The organism is Pseudomonas sp. C7.1 (assembly GCF_056312395.1).
On sequence record NZ_JBWDTL010000003.1, the window covers coordinates 2,692,424 to 2,715,433 of the forward strand.

The following is a 23,010-nucleotide window of genomic DNA, read 5'->3' on the forward strand; positions in this document are numbered from 1 at the left end:
GAATTATACGCGGGTTCCGGTTAAATGCGTAGCACAGGCCAAAAGGCCGACTAATCCGCCTCTTCGATCCAGGCCGCCTGAATGGCTTCAAGCACCTTCTCGCCGCCACGCCGTGGATCGTCGCTGAACTCCGGCAACGCCAGAACCCACTTATGCAGGTCAACAAAGTTCACGTAGCGAGGGTCTACCTCAGGCTTGGACTCTGCCAATTGAATGGCGATTTCCAGCACATCAGCCCACTTCAGACTCATAACAGCTCCTTGAATCAGTGCGGCGCTTCGGCGGCATGGTTGAGCGAGTACTTGGGGATTTCGACGGTCAGGTCTTCGTCACCCACAATCGCCTGGCAGGACAAGCGCGACTGCGCTTCCAACCCCCAGGCCTTGTCGAGCATGTCCTCTTCCAGCTCATCGGCCTCAGCCAACGAATCGAGGCCCTCACGAATGATGCAGTGACAGGTGGTGCAGGCGCAGACACCGCCGCAGGCACTTTCGATCTCGATATGATGCTCATGCGCCACTTCAAGCACCGAAGTACCCGGCGCAACATCAACCACCAGACCTTCCGGACACAGCACGGCGTGAGGCAGAAATATGATCTGCGGCATGCTTATTCCTCAATCTCATCAAGACTACGGCCGGCCAGTGCGGCCTTGACCGTGGCGTCCAGGCGACGCGCGGCAAAAGCATCCGTCACCTGGGTCAAACGTTTGGTTTGCTGCTCAATCGCCAGGCCATCACTGCCAGCCATCAAGTCACGCAACTGCTCAATCTGCGCATCAATGGCCAGGCGCTCATCGGCATCCAGCAAGCGCTCGCCGTCGGCCAGCAACGCCGCCTCGACCGCCTCCAACAGACGCCGGGCATCGACCTGCTGCTCACGCAATACACGGGCAACCTTGTCATCACTGGCATTTTTGAAAGAATCCTGCAGCATGCGGGCGATTTCGCCATCGGTCAGCCCATAGGACGGCTTAACCTGGATACTCGCCTCGACACCCGAGGCCAACTCGCGTGCCGCCACACTGAGCAGGCCATCGGCATCGACCTGGAAGGTCACACGAATCTTCGCCGAGCCAGCGACCATCGGCGGAATACCGCGCAATTCAAAGCGCGCGAGGGAGCGGCAATCGCTGATCAGCTCGCGCTCACCCTGCAGCACATGCACCATCATGGCCGTCTGGCCATCTTTGTAGGTGGTGAAGTCCTGAGCGCGGGCCACGGGAATGGTGGTGTTACGCGGAATCACCTTCTCCATCAACCCGCCCATAGTTTCCAGACCGAGCGACAGGGGAATCACATCCAGCAACAGCAACTCTTCGCCATCGCCGCGCTTATTACCCGCCAAGGCATCGGCCTGGATCGCCGCACCGATGGCCACAACCTGATCGGGGTCGATATCAGCCAGCGGCTCACGGGCGAATAACTCGGCGACCGCCTGGCGTACGCGCGGCACGCGGGTGGAGCCGCCAACCATAACCACAGCCTCCACCTCTTCCAGCTCAATGCCCGCGTCACGCACCGCGCGCCGACAGGCCTTGAGGCTGCGCGCCAGCATGGGCTCGATCAGCGCATCGAATTGCTCACGACTCAACTGACCTTGCCAGCCGGCATAGCTGAGCGGCGCACTGGCGCTCTCAGTCAGCAACTCTTTGGCGGCGCAGGCGGCTTCCAGCAATAGGCGCTGCTGAGTTGGATCGAGATCAGAGGAAATACCTGCCTGCTCGACGATCCAACCCGCAATCGCGTGATCGAAATCGTCACCACCCAGCGCGCTGTCGCCGCCAGTGGCCAGCACTTCAAACACGCCGCCGGTCAGGCGTAGCACGGAAATATCGAAGGTACCGCCGCCCAAGTCATAAATGGCGACCACACCTTCGGCATGCTGATCCAGGCCGTAGGCCACGGCAGCAGCTGTCGGCTCGTTGAGCAGGCGCAGCACACTCAAGCCGGCCAGACGCGCAGCGTCTTTGGTGGCTTGGCGCTGCGAGTCATCGAAATAGGCCGGCACCGTGATTACTGCACCTACCAGCTCACCACCGAGGGTCGATTCAGCACGCTGACGCAGCACCTTGAGAATATCGGCCGAGACCTCGACCGGGCTTTTCAGCCCCTGCACGGTCTCGATAAACGGCATATGCGATTCGCCGCCAACAAAGCGATACGGCAGCTGCTCGCCAAGCTGCTTGACGTCCGCCAGGCCGCGCCCCATAAGGCGCTTGACCGACAGTACGGTATTGAGCGGATCGCTTGATGCGGCCGCCTTGGCGACTTCCCCCACCTCGATCCGATCAGCGTGATAGCGCACTGCGGACGGCAGAATAACCTGCCCCGCAGCATCAGCCAGCGGCGCGCAAAGGCCGCTACGCACGGCGGCGACCAGCGAATTGGTGGTACCCAGATCAATCCCCACAGCCAGACGACGCTGGTGTGGCTGGGGGCTTTGTCCGGGCTCAGCGATCTGCAGTAAGGCCATGATTAATCAATGCTTATCTAGACTCGGGCACGCCTCTGGGGCATGCCCGTGTTAATCGTCGAGGCGCTCTTCCAGCTGGCGGACCTCGTGAGAAAGCTTGTCGAGAAACTGCATGCGGCGCATCAGCCGTTCGGCCTGCTCGCGCTGCGCAGCATCATCCCAACAAACCGCAAAACTTTCGTTAAGCTCATCCTGAGCCACTTTCAAACGCCGTTTGAACTGCGCCACGCCTGCCAGATCTGCACTGTCGTGCAAATCCTCCAACTCTTCGCGCAGCTGCATCTGCTGCAGCAGGAAATCCGGGTCCTGCACCGTCACTTCCAACGGCAGCTCAGGGCCGCGCAGCGCCAGCAAATAGCGGGCACGCTGCGGCGCACTCTTGAGCGTGCTGTAAGCCTCATTGAGGCTCGCGGACTGCTCAAGAGCCAGACGCTGATCACGCTCGGATGCATCGGCAAAGCGGTCCGGATGGACATTGCGCGCCAGCTCGCGATAACGCACGGCTAGCAGGTCAAGATCCAGGCGAAAATCGGGCTGCAGCTCGAATAACGCGAAGTGACAGGGACTACCCACAAGCGGCCTCAGATATTGAAGCTTTCGCCGCAGCCACATTCGCCGCGCACGTTCGGATTGTTGAACTTGAAGCCTTCGTTCAACCCCTCTTTGACGAAGTCGAGCTCGGTACCGTCGAGGTAAACCAGGCTCTTGGGATCAATGATCACCTTGACGCCATGGTTCTCGAACACCTGATCTTCGCTGGCGGCCTCATCGACAAACTCCAGCACATAGGCCAAGCCGGAACAGCCCGTGGTGCGCACACCCAGGCGAATACCTTCGCCTTTGCCGCGCCCCTCAAGAGAGCGACGCACGTGCTGAGCGGCAGCCTCGGTCATGCTGATAGCCATCGACAAACCTCCTTAGAGCAAGCCTTTCTTCTGCTTGTAATCGCGCACAGCGGCCTTAATGGCGTCTTCGGCGAGTACCGAGCAGTGAATTTTCACCGGTGGCAGAGCCAATTCCTCGGCCAGCTGGGTGTTCTTGATGGTTTCGGCTTCGTCCAGGGTCTTACCCTTCATCCACTCGGTGGCGAGGGAGCTGGAGGCAATCGCCGAACCGCAGCCATAGGTCTTGAACTTGGCATCTTCAATCACGCCCTGCTCGTTGACCTTGATCTGCAGACGCATCACGTCACCGCAGGCCGGTGCGCCAACCATGCCGGTACCAACGTCTGGGTCTTGCGCGTCCATCTTGCCGACGTTGCGCGGGTTCTCGTAGTGATCAATAACCTTTTCACTGTAAGCCATGCTGGTATTCCTTCCTCATCAGAGAGCCGCTCTTGCTTGGCGACTACTTAGTGCGCCGCCCACTCGATCTTGGAGATGTCGACACCGTCTTTGTACATATCCCACAGCGGCGACAATTCGCGCAGCTTGGTGACCGCCTCGCAGACTTTCTGCGCGGCGTAATCGACTTCTTCATCGGTGGTGAAGCGGCCGAAGGTAAAGCGGATGGAGCTATGTGCCAGTTCGTCATTACGGCCCAGGGCGCGCAATACATAGGACGGCTCCAGGGAGGCCGAGGTACAGGCCGAACCGGAGGAAACCGCCAGGTCCTTAAGCGCCATGATCAGCGACTCGCCCTCAACATAGTTGAAGCTGAGGTTGAGGTTGTGCGGCACACGGGCGGTCATGCTGCCGTTGATGTACAGCTCTTCCAAACCATCGACCTGCTTAAAGAAGCGATCACGCAGGGCCAGGATGTGCTGGTTTTCCTGGACCATTTCTTCCTTGGCAATGCGGAACGCCTCACCCATGCCAACGCACTGGTGTGTCGCCAGGGTACCGGAACGCATGCCACGCTCGTGACCACCGCCATGGGTCTGAGCCTCCAGGCGTACACGCGGCTTACGGCACACATACAGTGCACCGACACCTTTAGGACCATAGGTCTTGTGCGCGGAGAAGGACATCAGATCAACCTTCAGCGACTGCAGGTCGATTGCCACCTTGCCGGTCGATTGTGCGGCGTCCACATGGAAGAACACCCCACGCGAGCGGGTCAGCTCGCCAATCGCTGCAATATCGTTGATGGTGCCGATCTCGTTATTCACGTGCATGGCCGACACCAGAATGGTGTCCTCGCGCAGCGCCGCCTCAATCATGGCCGGCGTGATCAGGCCATCTTCGCCTGGCTCGATATAAGTAACCTCGAAGCCTTCGCGCTCAAGCTGGCGCATGGTATCCAGCACCGCTTTGTGCTCGATCTTCGAGGTGATCAGGTGCTTACCTTTAGTCTTGTAGAAGTCAGCGATGCCCTTGATCGCCAGGTTGTTGGACTCGGTCGCACCGGAGGTCCAAACAATCTCACGCGGATCGGCATTAACCAGCTCAGCCACCTGGCGGCGAGCGTTTTCTACCGCTTCTTCAGCCTTCCAGCCGAACACGTGAGAGCGCGACGCTGGGTTGCCGAAGTTGCCGTCAACCAGCAGGCATTCGCTCATTTTTTGCGCAACACGCGGATCAACCGGTGTGGTGGCGGAATAATCGAGGTAAATCGGCAACTTCATCAATTCTCTCCTAATCAGGTATCAGGCCAGCTAGCCAGCGCTTTGCGCTCAATCGACGGCGGACGTTTCGATCTTATCTAGGTACGGCGTCCTGCCATTGCAGCGGCGCTGGTCCTGGCGCTGGGCAACTTCCTGTACTTCACGGCGGGTCACCAAGTCAGCGAGACTGATGCCGCTTAAAAATTCGTGTATCTGCTGGCTGAGATCACACCACAAATGGTGGGTCAGACAGGTATCACCGGCATGGCAATCGCCCTGCCCCTGGCAGCGCGTGGCATCGACTGATTCGTTGACCGCATCAATCACCTCAGCCACCTGAATGCCCTGCATATCACGCGACAGCTGATAACCACCGCCCGGACCGCGCACGCTGGACACCAGACTGCCACGTCGCAGCTTGGCAAACAGCTGCTCCAGATAGGAAAGGGAAATACCCTGCCGCTCGGAGATGTCAGCCAGAGACACCGGCCCACGCTGCGCGTGCAGCGCCAGGTCGAGCATGGCGGTGACAGCGTAACGGCCTTTGGTGGTTAGTCGCATAAGGGATTACCGCGTGATCGCAATATGCCGCGAGTATGCAATTCCCGAGCATTTAAGTCAACTATAAGACCTAGTGCTTTAGTCGGGATTAGCCAAGATGGAGGGCGCGCAGCATAGCAAAATGCACGCCCCCGCACCATCAAACAGCAGGACCATCAAGCAGCAGGCGTGTCTGCGTCTTTGACCACGCCGGCGAAATCCTCGTCACGCAGTTGCGGCAAATCCTTGGCGCAGTAGTCACTGCCCAGAGACTTGAGCGCGCCGCACATGCCCTCCAGGCGCCCATCCACCGCATGCAGGTGATCGAGCAGCTGACCAATGGCACGCGCCACCGGGTCCGGCATGTCCTGGCTCACGCCATAGGCATCGAAACCAAGCTTCTCAGCTATCGCCTGGCGCTTGGCTTCCTGCTCATCGTCGACCTTGACGATGACCCGCCCCGGAATACCGACCGCCGTAGCGCCCGCCGGCACTTCCTTGGTTACCACGGCATTGGAGCCGATCTTGGCACCCGCACCGACCGTGAACGGCCCTAGCACTTTGGCGCCCGCCCCAACCACTACGCTATCTTCCAGCGTGGGGTGGCGCTTACCCTTGTTCCAGCTGGTGCCGCCCAGGGTTACGCCCTGATACAGCGTGACGTCATTGCCGATCTCGGCGGTTTCACCAATCACGATGCCCATGCCGTGATCGATAAAGAAGCGTCGACCGATCTTCGCGCCCGGGTGTATTTCGATGCCGGTCAGCCAGCGGCCGAAGTTCGATACCACCCGCGCCAGCCACTTCCAGCCACTGCCCCACAGCGCATGCGCCACGCGATGCAGCCAGACCGCATGCAAGCCGGGATAGCAAGTGACCACCTCAAAGGCATTACGCGCCGCTGGATCGCGATGAAATACGCTTTGGATATCCTCTTGCATGCGCTCAAACATCTACCTTCTCCTGCCTAGGGTGCTCGCCACGCGCCGCCTTGATGGTTTCCGTCAAGATCCCGCGCAAGATATTCATTTCCAGCTTGCTAACAGCGCTACGCCCGTAAAGACGACGCAGGCGACTCATCAAATGTCGCGGTTTGGCCGGATCAAGGAACCTGATCTCAACCAGTGCCTGCTCCAGATGACGATAAAACGATTCCAGCTCATCTGCAGCAACCGGCTCCTCATCCGGACCCACCTCTACAACCTGCTTAACCGGCTGACCTTCTGTGGCCAACCAGGCCATGCGCACTTCGTAAGCCAACACCTGCACAGCCGCCGCCAAATTCAACGAGCTGAACGCCGGATCAGAGGGAATGTGCACATGGTAGTGACAACGCTGCAGCTCCTCATTCGTCAGGCCGGCATACTCGCGCCCAAACACCAAGGCAACGTGCGCGCCCTGCTGCGCCTGCTCACACGCAGCAACACCGCACTCGCGCGGCTCCAGCATCGGCCAGGGGATATGGCGATCTCGTGCACTGGTCCCCATCACCAGGCGACAACCGACCAGCGCCTCCTCAAGCGTGGCCACCACCTGAGCCGCATCCAGAACATCAGTAGCTCCAGAGGCCCTAGCCACCGCTTCTTCGCTTGGGAAATCCCGCGGATCAACCAGCACCAACTGCGACAAGCCCATGTTTTTCATGGCCCGCGCCGCGCCACCGATATTGCCCGGATGACTGGTGCCGACCAACACAACGCGAATATTTTCCAGCAACGCAAACGCTCACAGACAAGGTTTAGAGGGACAAATCTTACAGAAGCCACCCGCCTTACGCCACGCAAGCCACAGGTTGCACTTCAACCGCTGGGCTTTTCTGCTAGAATGGCCGGCTTTCTTTAACGACCCAGGTGAACATCCATGCAGCCCATGCTGAATATCGCGCTGCGCGCAGCCCGTAGCGCCGGCGAAATGATCTTCCGCTCGACCGAACGCTTGGACGTCATCTCGGTCGACGAGAAAGAAGCCAAGGACTATGTAACTGAAGTAGATCGCTCCGCTGAGCTGCTGATCATTCAGGCCCTGCGCAAAGCCTTCCCGAACCACGGCATCCTCGGCGAGGAAAGCGGCCTGAGCGAAGGCAGCGGCGACGGCGCCGATTACCTGTGGATCATTGACCCACTGGACGGCACCACCAACTTTATCCGTGGTATTCCGCATTACGCCGTGAGCATCGCCTGCAAATACCGTGGCCGCCTTGAGCACGCAGTGATCATCGACCCGGTGCGCCAGGAAGAATTCACCGCCAGTCGCGGCCGTGGCGCTGCACTCAACGGCCGCCGTCTGCGCGTTGGCAATCGCAAGAGCCTGGAAGGCGCACTGCTCGGCACCGGCTTCCCGTTCCGCGACAGCCAGATGGACAATCTGGAGAATTACATCGGCATGTTCCGCAGCCTGGTCGGCCAGACCGCAGGCATTCGCCGCGCAGGCGCAGCCAGCCTGGACCTAGCCTACGTTGCCGCCGGCCGCTTCGATGCCTTCTGGGAATTCGGCCTGTCCGAATGGGACATGGCGGCCGGCGCACTGCTGATTCAAGAAGCAGGCGGCCTGGTCAGCGACTTCAGCGGCAGCCATGAATTCCTGGAAAAAGGCCAGATCGTTGCCGGCAACACCAAGTGCTTCAAAGCCGTACTGACGGCCATTCAGCCGCACTTGTCGGCCTCATTGAAGCGCTGATCAAGCCGCAATAAAAAAGCGCCTCACGAGGCGCTTTTTTGTACCTGCTGAACCCGGCGATCAGTTGGACTGATCCACCAGCACTAGCTCACCATCCTTGACCGGAATCTGCCGACCCGGATCATTGGCCATACGCACCTGGCTCACCTTGCCATCCAACTCGTACTTCACGTCGTAGCCCACCAACTTCTCACTGGTGTCAGTCACTGTGCTGCAACGGGTTTCGGTGGCGGTGTAGGTATCACGATTCTGCAGATGCTCTTGCGCCTTGTTGCCGGCATAACCACCGCCAACCGCACCGGCAACCGTCGCCAGCTTCTTACCGTTACCGCCACCGACCTGATTACCCAGCAAGCCGCCCACCACCGCACCAATCGCCGTACCGGCTATTTGATGCTGATCCTTGACCGGCGCCTGGCGCGTGACCGCCACATCCTTGCAGACCTCGCGCGGGGTTTTGATGGTTTCATTGATCGGCTTCACAGCAAGCACTTCGGCATATTCCGGCGCACTGACGATGTTGTAAGTCGCTACTGCGCCGCCCGCTGTCACACCCACCGCACCCAACACCGCACCTACCAACATTGACTTATTCATGCATACCTCCTGAAACCGCTGCTTAGCGCTCAACGCACCTTATTGCCTGCCTTGGAGCATAAAAAAACCGGGCAAGTTCAACACTCGCCCGGCTCATTCAGCCGCTTGCGATAACGCGCACAGAATCAGGGGCGCTCATCGACCTCTTCTTCCACCACTGGGGGAATCAGGTCATCGACCGTCAGATCGAGCCACACCAGCACAACGTTGGCGATATAGACCGACGAGTAGGTACCCGCTGCCACGCCGACAAACAATGCCACCGAGAAGGCAAACAGGTTGTCACCGGCAAACAGCAGCAGCGCAGCAATCGCCATCAGAGTAGAGATGGACGTCGCCAAAGTACGCAGCAGGGTCTGCGTGGTGGAGATGTTGATGTTCTCAATCAACGTCGCCTTGCGCAGCACGCGGAAGTTCTCACGGACCCGGTCGAAGACCACGATGGTGTCGTTCAGCGAGTAGCCGATGATCGCCAGCAGCGCCGCCAACACGGTCAGGTCGAACGTGATTTGGAAGAACGACAGGACACCGAGCGTGACAATTACGTCGTGGATCAGCGAAACAATCGCCCCTGCGCCGAACTTCCACTGGAAGCGGAAGGCCAGGTAGAGCATCACCCCAGCCAGCGCCAGCAACAGACCAAGTCCGCCTTGGTCACGCAGTTCTTCACCCACCTGCGGGCCGACGAACTCGACCTTTTTCACCTCAAGCTGCTCACCGGCCTGACGCAGTGCTGTGGCTACTTTATTGCCTAAATCCGGGTCATTGCCCTGCATCCGCACCACCACATCGGTGGTAGCGCCAAAGCTCTGCACCACGGCGTCGGCATAGCCGGCACCGGCCAGTTGCGCACGGATATTACTGAGGTCCGCCGGCTGCTCGTAACTCAGCTCGATTTGCGTACCACCGGTAAAGTCCAAGCCCAGGTTCAGACCTTTGGTAAATAGACTCGCCAGCGACAGCAGCGTCAGGACCACGGTGAGGGCGAACGCAATATTGCGAACCCCCATGAAGTTGATCGTACGATTCATCACAACCCCTTAAATCCACAACTTCTTGAAGTCACGCCCGCCGCAGGTCAGGTTGACCATGGCACGAGTAACCAGAATGGCGGTAAACATCGACGTGATGATGCCTAGCGACAGCGTCACCGCAAAGCCTTTAACCGGCCCCGTGCCCATGGCGAACAGGATGCCGCCCACCAACAAGGTGGTCAGGTTGGCGTCGACAATTGCCGAGTAAGCCCGATCAAAACCCTCATGGATGGCGCGCTGGATCGACATGCCATTGGCAATCTCCTCACGAATACGCGAGAAGATCAGCACGTTAGCATCCACCGCCATACCCATGGTCAACACGATACCGGCGATACCCGGCAGGGTTAGGGTGGCACTGAGCAGCGACATCAGTGCCAGCAGCAGCACCATGTTCAGACCCAGGGCAACGGTCGCCAGCACACCGAAGAAGCGGTAGATGGCGATGATAAACAGCGAAACGAACAGCATCGCCCACAGCGACGCATTGACGCCCTTGGCAATATTGTCAGCACCCAGGCTCGGGCCGATGGTGCGCTCTTCCGCGAAGTACATCGGCGCCGCCAGACCACCAGCACGTAGCAGCAGGGCCAGCTCGGACGACTCGCCCTGACCATCCAGACCGGTGATGCGGAACTGGCTACCCAGCGGCGATTGGATAGTAGCCAGGCTGATGATCTTCTTCTCTTCGACGAAGGTCTGCAGCTCGACTTCCTTCTCAACGCCATCAACCACCTGACGCACGTAGCGGGTTACCGGCTTCTGCTCGATAAAGATCACCGCCATGCTGCGCCCGACATTGTTGCGGGTCGCGCGGTTCATCAGGTCACCGCCACGACCATCCAGACGGATATTCACCTGCGGGCTGCCGTTCTCATCGAAGCTAGCCTGCGCATCGGTGACCTGGTCACCGGTGATGATCAGGTCACGCTCCAACTGCGCGGGCGGACGGCCTTCCTGGCGGAACTCGAAGCTTTCGGTCGCAGCCTTGGCCGCATCCGGCTCAGCGGCCAAACGGAACTCCAGGTTGGCGGTCTTGCCGAGAATACGCTTGGCTTCGGCAGTGTCCTGCACACCCGGCAGCTCAACCACGATGCGATTGGCGCCCTGGCGCTGCACCAGCGGCTCAGCCACACCCAGCTCGTTGACCCGGTTACGCACGGTGGTCAGGTTCTGCTTGATCGAGTATTCGCGAATCTCGACCAGCTTGGCTTGGGTCAGCGTCAGGCGCAGCACCTGCAGCTCGCTGCGCTGCACAGTGGTCATATCAAAATCATTGAAATCCTTGCGGATCAGGCGCTCGGCCTTCTCCAGCGCGGCTTCATCGGTAAAGCCCAGCTGAATGGCACCATTGAGCTCAGGCAGGCTGCGGTAGCGCACGCGCTCTTTACGCAGCAGGCTCTTAACCTCGCCCTCGTAAACCTTGCGACGCGCATCCAGGGCTTTGTCCATATCCACTTCCATCAGGAAGTGCACGCCACCGGAGAGATCCAGCCCCAGCTTCATCGGGCTGCCGCCCAGGTTGCGCAGCCAATTTGGCGTGGTTTGCGCCAGGTTCAGGGCGACTACGAACTCATCGCTCAACGCCTTGCGCACCAGCTCTTTAGCGGGCAACTGGTCTTCAGCACTGTTCAACCGCAGCAAGCCAGCGCGGCCCTGATTGGCCAGACTGACCGCTTTTACGCTAATACCGGCCGCTTCCAGTGCGCGACTGGCGCGGTCCAGGTCAGCCTGCTCGACGCGCATAGCGGAGCTGTTGCCACTGATCTGGATCGCCGGATCATCCGGGTACAGATTGGGCGCGGAATAAAGGAAACCGATTGCCAGCACAGCCAGAATCAGCAGGTACTTCCAGAGAGGGAACTTGTTGAGCATGACGCCGCCCGTTATGACGCGGGGCGCATTAAGCGCCCCGTCGAATGGTAAAGGTGTGTGGCTTAGATCGCTTTCAGCGTGCCCTTAGGCAGCGAGGCGGCAATCGCCACTTTCTGAATCTTCAGCTCGACGGTGTCGGACACTTCGATTACCACGAAGTCATCGGAAACCTTCGACACCTTGCCAGCGATACCGCCGCTGGTTACCACTTCATCACCTTTCTGCAGACCACCGATCAGACCTTTGTGCTCTTTTGCACGCTTAGCCTGTGGACGCCAGATCATCAGATAGAAGATGACCAGAAAGCCGACCAGAAACACCCATTCAAAGCCACTACCAGCAGGACCGGCAGCCGGTACGGCACCGTCAGCGAAAGCAGCGGGGATAAAAAAGCTCATGTAACACTCCTGTTGCAAGGGTCTTTAAAAAGTTGGGGATCAATCCAGAGGCGGCGTTGGCAGCCCGCGTTTGGCATAGAAGGCATCGACAAAGGCGGCCAATGTACCCTGTTGAATAGCCTCGCGCAAACCAGCCATAAGCACCTGATAATGCCGCAAGTTATGGATTGTATTGAGCATGCTACCGAGCATTTCGCCGCATTTATCCAGATGGTGCAGATAGGCGCGGGAGAAATGTTTACAGGTGTAACAGTCGCAGGTCGGGTCCAGCGGCGAATTGTCCTGTTTATGGAAGGCATTGCGGATTTTCAGCACGCCGGTATCGACAAACAGGTGGCCGTTGCGCGCGTTGCGGGTCGGCATCACGCAGTCGAACATATCCACGCCACGGCGCACGCCTTCGACCAGATCCTCCGGCTTACCGACGCCCATCAGGTAACGCGGCTTATCAGCAGGCAGCTGCGCGGGCAGGTAATCCAGCACCCTGATCATCTCGTCTTTCGGCTCGCCGACTGACAGACCGCCAATGGCATAACCGTCAAAGCCGATCTGCTCCAGCCCATCCAGGGAGACTTTGCGCAACTCCTCATACATGCCACCCTGAACGATACCGAACAGCGCAGCCGTGCTGTCACCATGCGCCTCTTTCGAGCGCTTGGCCCAGCGCAGCGACAACTCCATCGAGCGCTTGGCCACATCGAACTCAGCCGGATACGGCGTGCATTCGTCGAAAATCATCACGATGTCGGAGCCCAGGTCGCGCTGCACCTGCATCGACTCCTCCGGCCCCATAAACACCTTGGCGCCATCGACCGGCGAGGCGAAGTACACGCCCTCCTCCTTGATCTTGCGCATGGCGCCGAGGCTAAACACCTGGAAACCGCCGGAATCGGTGAGGATCGGCCCCTGCCACTGCATAAAATCATGCAGATCGCCGTGCTTTTTGATCACTTCAGTGCCGGGGCGCAGCCACAAATGGAAGGTGTTACCGAGGATGATCTGCGCACCAGTCGCCTCGATATCACGCGGCAGCATGCCCTTGACCGTGCCATAGGTGCCCACCGGCATAAACGCCGGCGTCTCGACCACGCCACGGGAAAAGTCAGCCGACCACGGCGCGCCTTGCCCTCGGTTGCCAACAATTCGAAAGACATGCGGCAGGTGCGCGTCATAGCTGTTCCTCTGGCCCGCGCGGTGCGGGGTTGCGGGTGATAAACATGGCATCACCGTAACTGAAAAAACGATATTCACCGGCAATCGCCGCCTGATAAGCCGCCATGGTTTCCGGATAACCGGCAAACGCCGACACCAGCATCAGCAGGGTCGATTCCGGCAAATGGAAATTAGTCACCAGCGCATCGACCACATGCAGCGGCCGACCTGGATAGATAAAGATGTCGGTGTCGCCGCTAAAGGCCTTGAGCACGCCATCGCGCGCCGCGCTTTCCAACGAGCGCACGCTGGTGGTGCCAACAGCAATCACCCGACCGCCGCGCGCACGACAGGCAGCCACGGCATCGACAACAGACTGACTGACCTCCAGCCACTCGCTGTGCATGTGGTGATCTTCAATGCGCTCCACACGTACCGGCTGAAAAGTGCCCGCACCGACGTGCAGGGTGACGAACGCCTGCTCAACGCCCTTCTCGGCAATCGCCGCGAGCAACTGCTGATCAAAATGCAGCCCAGCGGTCGGCGCCGCAACGGCGCCAGCGCGGTCGGCATACACCGTCTGATAGCGCTCGCGGTCTGCCTGTTCATCCGGGCGATCGATATAAGGCGGCAACGGCATATGCCCAACCCGCTCCAGCAGCGGCAGCACGTCTTCGCTAAAACGCAGCTCGAACAAGGCATCGTGACGGGCAACCATCTCGGCCTCGCCACCGCCATCAATCAGAATCATCGAGCCCGGCTTCGGCGATTTGCTCGAACGCACATGGGCCAGCACACGATGGCTGTCCAGCACGCGCTCAACCAGAATCTCCAGTTTGCCGCCCGACGCCTTCTGGCCGAACAGCCGCGCCGGAATAACCCGAGTGTTGTTAAACACCATCAGATCGCCAGGACGCAGGTAATCCAGCAGATCACTGAACTGTTTATGCGCCAGCTCACCCGTCGGCCCATCAAGCACCAGCAAACGGCTGGCACGGCGTTCGGCAAGGGGATGGCGGGCAATCAGGGCGTCAGGCAGCTCGAAATTGAAGTCGGCAACACGCATGGTCGGAAGGAGGTCGTTTAACAGGGCGGCAAAGCTTACCGGAAATCATGCATGCTGACCACGCAAGTGGATTGACCAACCTCAATACCATCCCTATACTGCGCCGCCATTGTGCCCCGGTGGCGGAACCGGTAGACGCGGCGGATTCAAAATCCGTTTTCGAAAGAAGTGGGAGTTCGAGTCTCCCCCGGGCACCATTAGATCTTCTCAGGACGTACCGAAACGACCTGAAACCCCAAGAAAACCGGCCTTTGAGCCGGTTTTCTATTGCCTGCAATTCCCTACCCTTTCCTTATAAGCCCATTACTTTGTGAGTAGATCGAGTCTGGTCATTAAATCTACTCACACCTGAGCAGCCAAACGCCGCCGGCGTGGCTCACACGGGGCGCAATGCCGCTGACCGATTCCGCCATCAAAACAGCCAAACCCAAAGACAAGCTGTATCGCCTGGCCGACAGCAACGGCCTGTGCCTGGAGGTCGCCCCGACCGGCTCTAAATTGTGGCGCTACCGCTACCGCTTCAACGGCAAAGCTAAAAGGATAAGCAAACCGGCCACGGCTTCCGTCATCTGCTAAGCACGGAACTTAACGGACGCGGCTATAACCGCGACTGGATCGAACGCCAGCTAGCCCACGGTGAAGCCGACGAAATACGCGACATCTACAACCAGGCCACCTACCTGAAACAGCGCCGGGAAATGATGCAGGCATGGACTGATTCGATAGATGCGCAGTTTTCTGGCGCTAACGTGGTAAGCATCAAGCGCAAGGCTTAACGGTTTTGGCTGGCCTAGCCCGACGGGGCGAAAAGCAGACACCCATCCGCCTGATCAGCCGATCTATCGCGCCTCACAACGCTTCCCCATGCCTGCCCGCGACCGTAGCTGCGCCACTCAATCATCCCGCGTCAGCACTTCCAGCAGCTCAATCTCAAAGATCAAATTGGAGTGCGGTTTGATATGCGCACCGAATTGGCGTTCGCCGTAACCCAGATGCGAGGGCACAAATAGCTTGCGCTTGCCGCCAACCTTCATGCCCATAAGGCCTTGATCCCAGCCTTTGATCACTCGGCCGGTGCCGATCACGCACTGGAAGGCTTTTCCGCGATCATAGGAGGAGTCGAATTTGCTGCCATCTTCGAGAAAACCGTCGTACTGGGTGGTGATCAGCGCACCTTTGACCACTTCCTTGCCGTCGCCCAGCTGAATATCTTCGATCACCAATTCGCCACTCATCATGCACCTCGTCTAACTGGCCTGCTTACGGCCTGGGTTACAGAAAACTCATTCGCCGGCCGGCTCCAGCACCGCCAGCAGCTCGGATAGCCGCGCCTCCAGTTGCGCCAGTTCGGTGGCGGCAATCGGCGCCAGTAGGCGCGCTTCGTTGGCCACATGCGCGGTTACCGCGCGGTCGATCAACTCCAATCCGGCCGGAGTCAGCTGCACCAGCAAGCTGCGTGCGTCGCTGGGGTTGGCTATACGACTGACCAGTCCAGAGGCTTCAAGTTGCTGCAGCTGCCGGGTCATGGTGCCGGAGGTGACCATCAGGGTCGAGAACAGCGTCGTCGGGGCCAGGCGGTAGGGCTCGCCAGAGCGGCGCAAGGTGGCCAGCACGTCGAACCCCCAGGAGGTCAGGCCAAAGGTGCTGAACAGTTTGTCCAGCTCACGCCGCAGTAGCGATGCGCAGCGCCCAAGCCGGCCGATTACCCCCATCGGGCTAACATCCAGATCCGGCCTTTCGCGGTGCCACTGCTGAAGAATTGCATCGACCGCATCCATCTGTCGCTGGACTGCCATTGGTTTACCCCTGAAATTTATCTTGAACTCAAGACAAGTTGCTATTAGCCTAGTATTTTATCTTGAATGCGAGACAAATGCATGGACCGCTCACCTTCGCGTAGCACCTGGCTGGATGTGTTGATCACGGCTTTGGCACCGGCCATCTGGGGCTCGACCTATATCGTCACCACCGAGATCCTGCCACCGGACCGGCCGTTTACCGCCGCGCTGCTGCGTGCCCTGCCTGCCGGCCTGCTGTTGGTGCTGTACAGCCGCTACTTACCCAAGCGTAGCGAATGGCCGCGCTTGCTGGTGCTGGCGGCGCTGAACATCGGCTTCTTTCAGGCGCTGCTGTTTGTCGCCGCGTACCGTTTACCGGGCGGACTGGCGGCGGTAGTTGGGGCGATTCAACCGCTGTTGGTGATGGGCCTGGTGTGGTCGATGGATCACCAGCGACCGGCGTCCGTGGCGGTTGCTGCCAGCGTGGTGGGTATTGCCGGGATGGCTGCCCTGCTGCTCGCGCCTGGGGCCATTTGGGACCCAATTGGCATTGCCGCCGCCTTTATCGGCACAGCCTGCATGGCCAGCGGCACTTACCTGACACGACGCTGGCGGCCGACTGTGCCGCTGCTGGCCTTTACCGGCTGGCAGTTGCTGATTGGCGGCCTGTTTCTGCTGCCGGTGGCCTGGCTGATCGACCCGCCGCTGCCGCAATTAAGCCCAGTGCAGTGGCTGGGCTATGCCTATCTATCGCTGTTCGGCGCGCTGCTGGCTTATGTGCTGTGGTTTCGCGGTATCGCTCGGCTGGCACCGGTGGCGGTGTCTTCCCTGGGCTTGCTTAGCCCGCTGGTGGCGGTGCTGCTGGGCTGGGCGTTGCTGGGGCAGAGCATCACCGGCGTGGCGTTGCTGGGGTTGATTGCGGTGCTAGGCAGCATCCTGGCGGTGCAATGGGCTGCGTCAGCCAAGCCGGCAGTTATCGCGCCCCATGTTAAAGTCGCGCCCTGATACGGCCAAGGCGACAACTAGCGATTATGCAAACCCCGGCATTTAATGGCGAACTGGAAGACTGGAGCACCCTGAACAGCAGCATCGGCTTCCCCGAGCTGCTGATCGGCAATGGCGCGAGCCTGGCGGTATGGCGCAAGTTCGCCTACTTCTCGCTGTTCGATGAGGCGCAGACCACACGCAATCGTCCGCTTAGCGCGACCGAGCTCAGCGTGTTCCGCGCCCTGGATACCAGCAACTTCGAGCAGGTGCTCAGCGCGCTGAAGAACAGCATCCGGGTCAATGCCGCGCTGACCATCAATTCTTCCTCGCCGCGCCATCGCTACTTTGCCGTTAAGGAAGCGCTGATCCACGCCGTGCGCGCCGTGCATATCCCCTGGAGCCAGATGCAGGCCGCCAGCCTGGCGCGGATCAACAGCGCGCTGAGTCAGTACCAGACGGTGTATTCCGGCAATTACGACCTGCTCAACTACTGGGCCGTGATGCAGGCCCCAGGCGCGTTTGAAGATATGTTCAGAGGCGCGGATTCAACCTTCGATCCAGGCAACAGCCAACGCCAAGGCAACGCTACGCGTTTACTCTACCTGCACGGCGGCATGCACCTGGTAAAGAACATCGACGGCAGCACGCGCATCCTCAATTCATCGGAAAGCACCTTGCTGGCCAGTTTCGCCATCAACCAGCTCGGCGATATTCCGCTGTTCGTCAACGAAGGCAGCAGCGCGGACAAGCTCAAGGCCATTCGCAGCTGCGACTATCTGTCGTTCTGCTACAGCCAGCTGGCGCAGCCCAAGGACAGGCTGTGCATCTTCGGCCACAGCCTCGCGGCGCAGGATCAGCATCTGGTCCAGGCGCTGCAACAGGCCGAGCTAAAAACCCTAGCGATCTCGATCTACCCGCACAACCCGCTGTTTATCGCGCAGCAGAAGCAGCACTACGCCAGCCTGTTTGCCGAACAGAATGTCGAGCTGCGCTTCTTCGATGCGCTCAGCCATCCGTTGGGTGACCCTGTACTACGCATCTCAGTTGCTGCTTAGGACTGAATCGCCCGCACCAGGCTGAGCTCAGCCGGTGCACGGCGCTGGCTCAGGTAGCGGGTACAGCTGACGCGCAGAAAAGACGCGAAATTCACCACCTCGCCGCGATAGTCCATGACCTCGTCATACAGCTTGGTAATCAGCTGATTGGTGGTCATGCCATCGACTTCGGCAATCTCGCGCAGGATGTCCCAGAACTGGTTTTCCAGGCGCAGGGTGGTGACCACGCCCCGAATGCGCAGCGAGCGGGCGCGGGATTCGTAGAGAATCGGATCGGCTTTGACATACAGCTCGCACATGGCGACTCCTCGGCAACAGGGTCCGACCAGCAGACCCGATTACCATCGTAGCCCGGATGCAATCCAGGACCCTCACTTGTAGGCACTCCCCCGGATTGCATCCGGGCTACGGGGTGCGCGTTGGTAGGGAGGACATGGCGCAGCCTTGTCTACCACTGGTATCCGGAAGGTGGACAAGCCTTCGCCATGTCCACCCTACGAGGCTGTAAACCTTGCACATGCACACAGGATCTACGGACGGTTATAGCGTGATCTGCGTACCGAGCAGGCCAAGGAACGCCGCCAACCAATTGGGATGCGCCGGCCAGGCCGGAGCGGTGACCAGATTGCCCTGCACATGGGCCTGATCCACGGCGATATCGATATAGCGCCCGCCCGCCAGGGTTACTTCCGGGCCACAGGCCGGGTAGGCGCTGCATTCACGACCCTCAAGCACGCCGGCGGCGGCAAGTAACTGCGCGCCGTGGCAGACAGCAGCAATCGGTTTGCCGGCCTTGTCGAAGGCCTGCACCAGTACAAGCACCTGGGCATTCAGGCGCAGATATTCCGGGGCGCGGCCACCGGGAATCAACAGGGCGTCGTAATCGTCAGCCTTGACCTGGGCGAAGTCGAAGTTGAGGGCGAAGTTGTGCCCGGGCTTTTCGCTGTAGGTCTGCTCGCCTTCAAAGTCATGGATGGCGGTGCGTACGCTCTGCCCGGCGGTCTTATCCGGGCACACCGCGTGCACCTGGTGACCAACCATCAGCAGTGCCTGAAACGGCACCATCACTTCATAGTCTTCGACGTAGTCGCCGACCAGCATCAGAATCTTCTTCGCTGCCATGTGCCTGCTCCCTTTATGGGTTGAGAAGCACAGAGTGTTGTTCAGATCAGCCCGGTGCGGGTAATAACCCGGTACTACAGAGCAGATAGCGGGTTAGCGAGTAGGTTGGGTTGAGGAGCAAGGCGACGAAGCCCAACGAGGCATGCCACTGCCCGTTGGGCTTCGCTGCGCTCAACACCAACCTACCTGCGCGCACACTCCCATTGCATGCAGCACCTAAGGGGGGACATAGCCGAAGGGAAAAGCCGGGCTTGATCAAGAAGCCCAGCGCGATGCTGGATTACTCCAGCACTTCCTCATCGCGCAGCAACACATAGGTGCAGCCTGTGTCGTCTTCCAGGTAGTCGTGCACATAGAACATCACGATTTCCCCCTCGCCAGGCTGGGCGGCTACGTAGTCACCGATGTCCACGGTGAAATGGCTCTTGGAGCCCGGCTTGGCTTCGCACTCGATGCGCGCATTGACGAACAGCTCAGGCGCGCTTTCGCCGAAGTAATCTTCACGCTCTGCTGCATCCCAATCGGTGGGAGCCTCGAACGGGCCGCAGAACAGCACCTTGGCATCACCCAGATCCACTTCCTCGGCTTCCGGGTCCTGTTCGTCGGCGCGGTAGACCGTGCAGTCCTGCGCCTCAGGGTTTTCCAGGATGGCCAGACGGGCCGCCAGTTGTTGCTCAGTATCCATAGGGGGCATAGCTATCTCCGAGCGTTTTGGCACTTAAGTGTCTGACAGAAGGGTTGCTACAACAGCGTTTTGGAGCTTGCCGGGTTTGTTCACTCTTAGCGAGTAAAAACCTACCCACGGAAACCATTTGTCACCACACAGCGGAACATGGCCCGCGTATACCCAGATGCTAGCGCGTACTGCCCCGGCGCTGCGCGCGCTCTTCGCGGCGGGCCTGCTGCTGCACTTCGGCGAGCACTTCCTGCACATAGTCGATATGCCGGTTGGACAGCGCGCGGGCGTCTTCGGCGCGGCCTTCGATAATCGCCTGGTACAGGGTGCGGTGCTGTTCGATCAGCATGTCGCGGGTCTCGTCGCGCTGGGCGTACATGCCGCCGATATTGGTCACCACGTTGCGCTTGAGCAGGTCGAACAGCCCACGAATGGTGTGTAGCAGCACGGCGTTGTGACTGGCTTCGGCAATCGCCAGATGGAAGTTGGCATCGGCGGTGCCCTCTTCGGCGCGAGTCACCTTGCCGCTGCGGCTGTAGCAATCCTGCAGCGCGGCAAAGGCGTCAGCGAGGCGCTGGCGATCCAGCTCGGTGGCGCGCTGCGCGGCATAGAAGGCGCAGGAACCTTCCAGGGTATGGCGAAACTCGAGCAGATCGCGCTGCGCTTCGGGGTTACTTTCCAGCAGGTGCAGCAGCGGGTCGCTAAAGGTCGCCCCCAAGGTCTCGGCCACATAGTTGCCGCCACCATGACGGCTGACCAGCAGGCCCTTGGCCGACAACTTCTGGATAGCTTCACGCAGCGATGGCCGCGATACGCCGAACTGTTCGGCCAACACCCGCTCAGCCGGTAGGCGCTCGCCGGCCTTGAGCGTGCCTTCGAGGATCATGGTCTCCAGTTGGCTGACGATATCGTCCGACAAACGGCGCTGCCGCACCGATCCCACTTCCATAGCCAGCACTCCACTGGTTTGACCACCTGCCATGGGCCTTAGCGGCCCGCTGTCGGCAAGCCTATCGCCGCCGTCCCGGCCTAGCAAGGCTATGCTTTACGACCAAAGTCGTAAGGCAGCTAATTGACAGGCTAGAGGCCGCACTTCTACCCTGACGACGCAACCTTGTAAATTGGTATTACCAATTAACCAAGCCAAAACAATTCCAAGAATCCAACGAGGTCTCCCCATGCCGGCTCTATTGCTTATCCCCGCCGCAGCGCTGCACGCCGACGCACATCCGCATTCACCCATGCGCACCGCGCAGCGCTAAGGAGAGACCACCATGTCGACGGGTCTTCTTGCCCTACTGGCGTTCTCGCCCATCTTGCTGGCCGCTGTGCTACTGATCGGCCTGCGCTGGCCAGCCAAACATGCCATGCCCCTGGTTTACCTGGTCACCGCTGGCGTTGCACTGTTTGCCTGGGATATGAGCTTTAACCGCGTACTCGCCTCCACCGTGCAGGGATTGCTGATTACCCTCGGTCTGCTGTGGATCATCTTCGGTGCGATTCTGCTGCTCAACACCCTCAAGCATTCCGGCGGCATCACCGCGATTCGCGCCGGTTTTGCCACCATCAGCCCGGACCGGCGCATTCAGGCGATCATCATTGCCTGGCTGTTCGGCTGCTTTATCGAAGGCGCGTCCGGCTTTGGTACACCTGCCGCCATCGCCGCCCCGCTGCTGGTGGCCATCGGCTTCCCGGCCATGGCCGCCGTGCTGATGGGCATGCTGGTACAGAGCACGCCGGTGTCCTTCGGCGCGGTGGGCACGCCGATTATCGTCGGGGTCAATACCGGTTTGGACTCAGCCACCATCGGCGCACAACTGGTTGCGCAGGGTTCTTCCTGGGCGCAGTTTCTGCAGTTGATCACCAGTGAAGTAGCGATCATCCACGCGATTGTCGGCACCGTGATGCCGCTGATTATGGTGCTGATGCTGACGCGCTTCTTCGGCACCGAGAAAAGCTGGAAAGCCGGCTTTGCAGTGCTGCCGTTTGCCATCTTCGCCGGCCTGGCCTTTACCATCCCTTACGCCTTGACCGGTGTATTCCTCGGCCCGGAATTTCCGTCGCTGGGCGGCGGTTTGGTTGGCCTGGCGATTGTGACCAGCGCCGCACGCATGGGCTTTTTGCTGCCGAAAACCACCTGGGATTTCGCCCCGGCGGACAAATGGCCGAGCGAATGGCTGGGCACCATCGAGATGAAACTCGACCAACTCACCGCCAAGCCGATGAGCGCCCTGCGCGCCTGGCTGCCTTATGTGCTGGTCGGCGTGCTGCTGGTGATCAGCCGGGTATTCCCCGAGGTCAGCGCCGCGCTGAAAGCGGTGATGCTGAACTTCCCCGACCTGCTCGGCGAAACCGGGATCAGCGCCAACTTCCAGCCGTTGTACCTGCCGGGCGGGATTCTGGTGGCGGTGGTCATCGCCACCTTCTTCTTCCACGGCATGAAGCTGCGCGACCTCGGTTCGGCAGTCAAGGAATCCTCGGGCGTGCTGCTCAGCGCCGGCTTTGTGCTGCTGTTTACCGTGCCTATGGTGCGCATCCTGATCAACTCCGGGGTTAACGCTGCCGAGCTGTCGAGCATGCCGATTCTGATGGCGCGCTGGGTGGCCGATAGCGTGGGCGGCATCTACCCGCTGCTGGCGCCGAGCGTCGGCGCGCTGGGTGCCTTTATCGCCGGCTCCAACACTGTCAGCAACATGATGTTCAGCCAGTTCCAGTTCGGCGTCGCCAGCAGCCTGGGCATCTCCAGTGCGCTGATCGTCGCGGTGCAGGCGATTGGCGCCGCCGCCGGCAATATGGTGGCGATCCACAACGTCGTCGCCGCCTCGGCCACGGTTGGCCTGCTGGGCCGCGAAGGCAGCATCCTGCGCAAAACCATCTGGCCTACCCTGTACTACGTGCTGTTTACCGGCCTGATCGCATTGTTTGCCGTGTATGTGCTGGGCGTTAGCGACCCGCTGATGGCAGGCTGATAGCCGAGTGGGCGCGCGGACAACTAGGCGCGCCCAACCCTTGTAGCAACCCTCTTTCTCCACCT

Annotated in this window: 26 protein-coding genes, 1 tRNA gene and 2 pseudogenes; 7 read left to right on the forward strand and 22 right to left on the reverse strand. The window is 59.9% G+C overall.

Going from position 1 to position 23,010, the window contains the following annotated elements; translation table 11 throughout:
- Nucleotides 1-50: 50 nt before the first annotated feature.
- From iscX to trmJ, 10 genes are all read right to left on the reverse strand, one after another.
- Nucleotides 51-251 (reverse strand): Fe-S cluster assembly protein IscX, encoded by a 201-nt coding sequence (iscX, locus tag AC0T4W_RS16065; protein ID WP_476320621.1) that lies wholly within the window; start codon nt 249-251, stop codon nt 51-53.
- Between the two features lie 14 nt (nt 252-265).
- A complete protein-coding gene (fdx, locus tag AC0T4W_RS16070) occupies nt 266-607 on the reverse strand; it encodes an ISC system 2Fe-2S type ferredoxin (protein WP_476320624.1) in 342 nt (113 codons plus the stop codon).
- Nucleotides 608-609: 2 nt separating this feature from the next.
- Nucleotides 610-2,475, reverse strand: a complete 1,866-nt coding sequence (gene hscA, locus AC0T4W_RS16075; RefSeq protein WP_476320627.1) for a Fe-S protein assembly chaperone HscA — start codon at nt 2,473-2,475, stop codon at nt 610-612.
- Nucleotides 2,476-2,526: 51 nt separating this feature from the next.
- Nucleotides 2,527-3,048 carry a co-chaperone HscB gene (hscB, locus tag AC0T4W_RS16080; RefSeq protein ID WP_476320630.1) on the reverse strand — a complete coding sequence of 174 codons (522 nt, stop codon included), beginning with the start codon at nt 3,046-3,048 and terminating at the stop codon, nt 2,527-2,529.
- Nucleotides 3,049-3,056: 8 nt separating this feature from the next.
- Entirely contained in the window at nt 3,057-3,380 is a 324-nt protein-coding gene (gene iscA, locus AC0T4W_RS16085) for an iron-sulfur cluster assembly protein IscA (RefSeq protein ID WP_090248639.1), read from the reverse strand.
- A 12-nt stretch (nt 3,381-3,392) separates the two neighbouring features.
- A complete protein-coding gene (gene iscU, locus AC0T4W_RS16090) occupies nt 3,393-3,779 on the reverse strand; it encodes a Fe-S cluster assembly scaffold IscU (RefSeq protein ID WP_090442874.1) in 387 nt (128 codons plus the stop codon).
- A 47-nt stretch (nt 3,780-3,826) separates the two neighbouring features.
- Entirely contained in the window at nt 3,827-5,041 is a 1,215-nt protein-coding gene (locus tag AC0T4W_RS16095) for an IscS subfamily cysteine desulfurase (protein ID WP_476320633.1), read from the reverse strand.
- A gap of 48 nt (nt 5,042-5,089) precedes the next feature.
- Nucleotides 5,090-5,581, reverse strand: coding sequence for a Fe-S cluster assembly transcriptional regulator IscR (gene iscR, locus AC0T4W_RS16100; protein WP_476320636.1), 492 nt, complete (start codon nt 5,579-5,581; stop codon nt 5,090-5,092).
- A 155-nt stretch (nt 5,582-5,736) separates the two neighbouring features.
- Entirely contained in the window at nt 5,737-6,513 is a 777-nt protein-coding gene (gene cysE, locus AC0T4W_RS16105; RefSeq protein ID WP_476320639.1) for a serine O-acetyltransferase, read from the reverse strand.
- A complete protein-coding gene (gene trmJ, locus AC0T4W_RS16110) occupies nt 6,506-7,276 on the reverse strand; it encodes a tRNA (cytosine(32)/uridine(32)-2'-O)-methyltransferase TrmJ (RefSeq protein ID WP_476320642.1) in 771 nt (256 codons plus the stop codon). The genes cysE and trmJ overlap by 8 nt, the downstream gene beginning before the upstream one ends.
- Before the next feature lie 144 nt (nt 7,277-7,420).
- Between trmJ and suhB the strand changes: the two genes are divergently transcribed.
- Complete coding sequence (gene suhB / locus AC0T4W_RS16115; protein WP_476320645.1) at nt 7,421-8,236, forward strand: type III secretion system regulator SuhB; 816 nt, start codon at nt 7,421-7,423, stop codon at nt 8,234-8,236.
- 60 nt (nt 8,237-8,296) lie between these two features.
- Here the strand turns inward: suhB and AC0T4W_RS16120 are convergent, their stop codons facing one another.
- From AC0T4W_RS16120 to queA, 6 genes and pseudogenes are all read right to left on the reverse strand, one after another.
- A complete protein-coding gene (locus AC0T4W_RS16120) occupies nt 8,297-8,833 on the reverse strand; it encodes a glycine zipper 2TM domain-containing protein (RefSeq protein ID WP_476320648.1) in 537 nt (178 codons plus the stop codon).
- A 125-nt stretch (nt 8,834-8,958) separates the two neighbouring features.
- The gene (gene secF / locus AC0T4W_RS16125) at nt 8,959-9,864 is read right to left on the reverse strand and encodes a protein translocase subunit SecF (protein WP_476320651.1); all 906 of its coding nucleotides are present in this window, start codon (nt 9,862-9,864) and stop codon (nt 8,959-8,961) included.
- A gap of 9 nt (nt 9,865-9,873) precedes the next feature.
- Nucleotides 9,874-11,742 carry a protein translocase subunit SecD gene (secD, locus tag AC0T4W_RS16130; RefSeq protein WP_476320654.1) on the reverse strand — a complete coding sequence of 623 codons (1,869 nt, stop codon included), beginning with the start codon at nt 11,740-11,742 and terminating at the stop codon, nt 9,874-9,876.
- Nucleotides 11,743-11,804: 62 nt separating this feature from the next.
- Complete coding sequence (gene yajC / locus AC0T4W_RS16135) at nt 11,805-12,140, reverse strand: preprotein translocase subunit YajC (protein WP_476320657.1); 336 nt, start codon at nt 12,138-12,140, stop codon at nt 11,805-11,807.
- A 39-nt stretch (nt 12,141-12,179) separates the two neighbouring features.
- Nucleotides 12,180-13,294 (reverse strand): annotated as a pseudogene (gene tgt, locus AC0T4W_RS16140) (tRNA guanosine(34) transglycosylase Tgt).
- A gap of 14 nt (nt 13,295-13,308) precedes the next feature.
- Nucleotides 13,309-14,358: a tRNA preQ1(34) S-adenosylmethionine ribosyltransferase-isomerase QueA gene (queA, locus tag AC0T4W_RS16145; protein ID WP_476320660.1), complete on the reverse strand. Its 1,050-nt coding sequence runs from the start codon at nt 14,356-14,358 to the stop codon at nt 13,309-13,311.
- Nucleotides 14,359-14,471: 113 nt separating this feature from the next.
- Between queA and AC0T4W_RS16150 the strand changes: the two genes are divergently transcribed.
- The 3 genes and pseudogenes from AC0T4W_RS16150 to AC0T4W_RS16160 all read left to right on the forward strand — a co-directional run.
- Nucleotides 14,472-14,555 (forward strand) — tRNA-Leu (locus AC0T4W_RS16150).
- Between the two features lie 193 nt (nt 14,556-14,748).
- Complete coding sequence (locus AC0T4W_RS16155) at nt 14,749-14,934, forward strand: Arm DNA-binding domain-containing protein (protein WP_476320663.1); 186 nt, start codon at nt 14,749-14,751, stop codon at nt 14,932-14,934.
- Nucleotides 14,901-15,134, forward strand: a pseudogene (locus AC0T4W_RS16160) (tyrosine-type recombinase/integrase); the annotation flags it as partial. The gene AC0T4W_RS16155 and the pseudogene AC0T4W_RS16160, both read left to right, overlap by 34 nt.
- Before the next feature lie 117 nt (nt 15,135-15,251).
- Here AC0T4W_RS16160 and AC0T4W_RS16165 read toward each other — a convergent pair.
- Nucleotides 15,252-15,593, reverse strand: coding sequence for an FKBP-type peptidyl-prolyl cis-trans isomerase (locus AC0T4W_RS16165; RefSeq protein WP_476320666.1), 342 nt, complete (start codon nt 15,591-15,593; stop codon nt 15,252-15,254).
- Between the two features lie 48 nt (nt 15,594-15,641).
- On the reverse strand, nt 15,642-16,154 hold the full coding sequence (locus tag AC0T4W_RS16170; protein ID WP_476320669.1) for a MarR family winged helix-turn-helix transcriptional regulator: 513 nt from the start codon (nt 16,152-16,154) through the stop codon (nt 15,642-15,644).
- Nucleotides 16,155-16,235: 81 nt separating this feature from the next.
- Here AC0T4W_RS16170 and AC0T4W_RS16175 point away from each other — a divergent pair, with 81 nt between their 5' ends.
- A complete protein-coding gene (locus AC0T4W_RS16175; protein ID WP_476320672.1) occupies nt 16,236-17,141 on the forward strand; it encodes a DMT family transporter in 906 nt (301 codons plus the stop codon).
- Between the two features lie 26 nt (nt 17,142-17,167).
- Nucleotides 17,168-18,178 (forward strand): DUF4917 family protein, encoded by a 1,011-nt coding sequence (locus tag AC0T4W_RS16180; protein WP_476320674.1) that lies wholly within the window; start codon nt 17,168-17,170, stop codon nt 18,176-18,178.
- Here AC0T4W_RS16180 and AC0T4W_RS16185 read toward each other — a convergent pair.
- From AC0T4W_RS16185 to AC0T4W_RS16200, 4 genes are all read right to left on the reverse strand, one after another.
- The gene (locus tag AC0T4W_RS16185; RefSeq protein WP_339412767.1) at nt 18,175-18,477 is read right to left on the reverse strand and encodes a ribbon-helix-helix domain-containing protein; all 303 of its coding nucleotides are present in this window, start codon (nt 18,475-18,477) and stop codon (nt 18,175-18,177) included. The genes AC0T4W_RS16180 and AC0T4W_RS16185 overlap by 4 nt on opposite strands.
- 241 nt (nt 18,478-18,718) lie before the next feature.
- On the reverse strand, nt 18,719-19,300 hold the full coding sequence (locus tag AC0T4W_RS16190) for a DJ-1/PfpI family protein (RefSeq protein WP_476320678.1): 582 nt from the start codon (nt 19,298-19,300) through the stop codon (nt 18,719-18,721).
- 280 nt (nt 19,301-19,580) lie between these two features.
- The gene (locus tag AC0T4W_RS16195) at nt 19,581-19,994 is read right to left on the reverse strand and encodes a hypothetical protein (protein WP_476320681.1); all 414 of its coding nucleotides are present in this window, start codon (nt 19,992-19,994) and stop codon (nt 19,581-19,583) included.
- Nucleotides 19,995-20,154: 160 nt separating this feature from the next.
- Nucleotides 20,155-20,925, reverse strand: coding sequence for an FCD domain-containing protein (locus AC0T4W_RS16200; RefSeq protein WP_476320684.1), 771 nt, complete (start codon nt 20,923-20,925; stop codon nt 20,155-20,157).
- 325 nt (nt 20,926-21,250) lie between these two features.
- On the opposite strand from AC0T4W_RS16200, the gene AC0T4W_RS16205 reads away from it, so the two are divergent.
- Nucleotides 21,251-22,945 carry an L-lactate permease gene (locus AC0T4W_RS16205; RefSeq protein ID WP_476320687.1) on the forward strand — a complete coding sequence of 565 codons (1,695 nt, stop codon included), beginning with the start codon at nt 21,251-21,253 and terminating at the stop codon, nt 22,943-22,945.
- Nucleotides 22,946-23,010 lie beyond the last annotated feature (65 nt).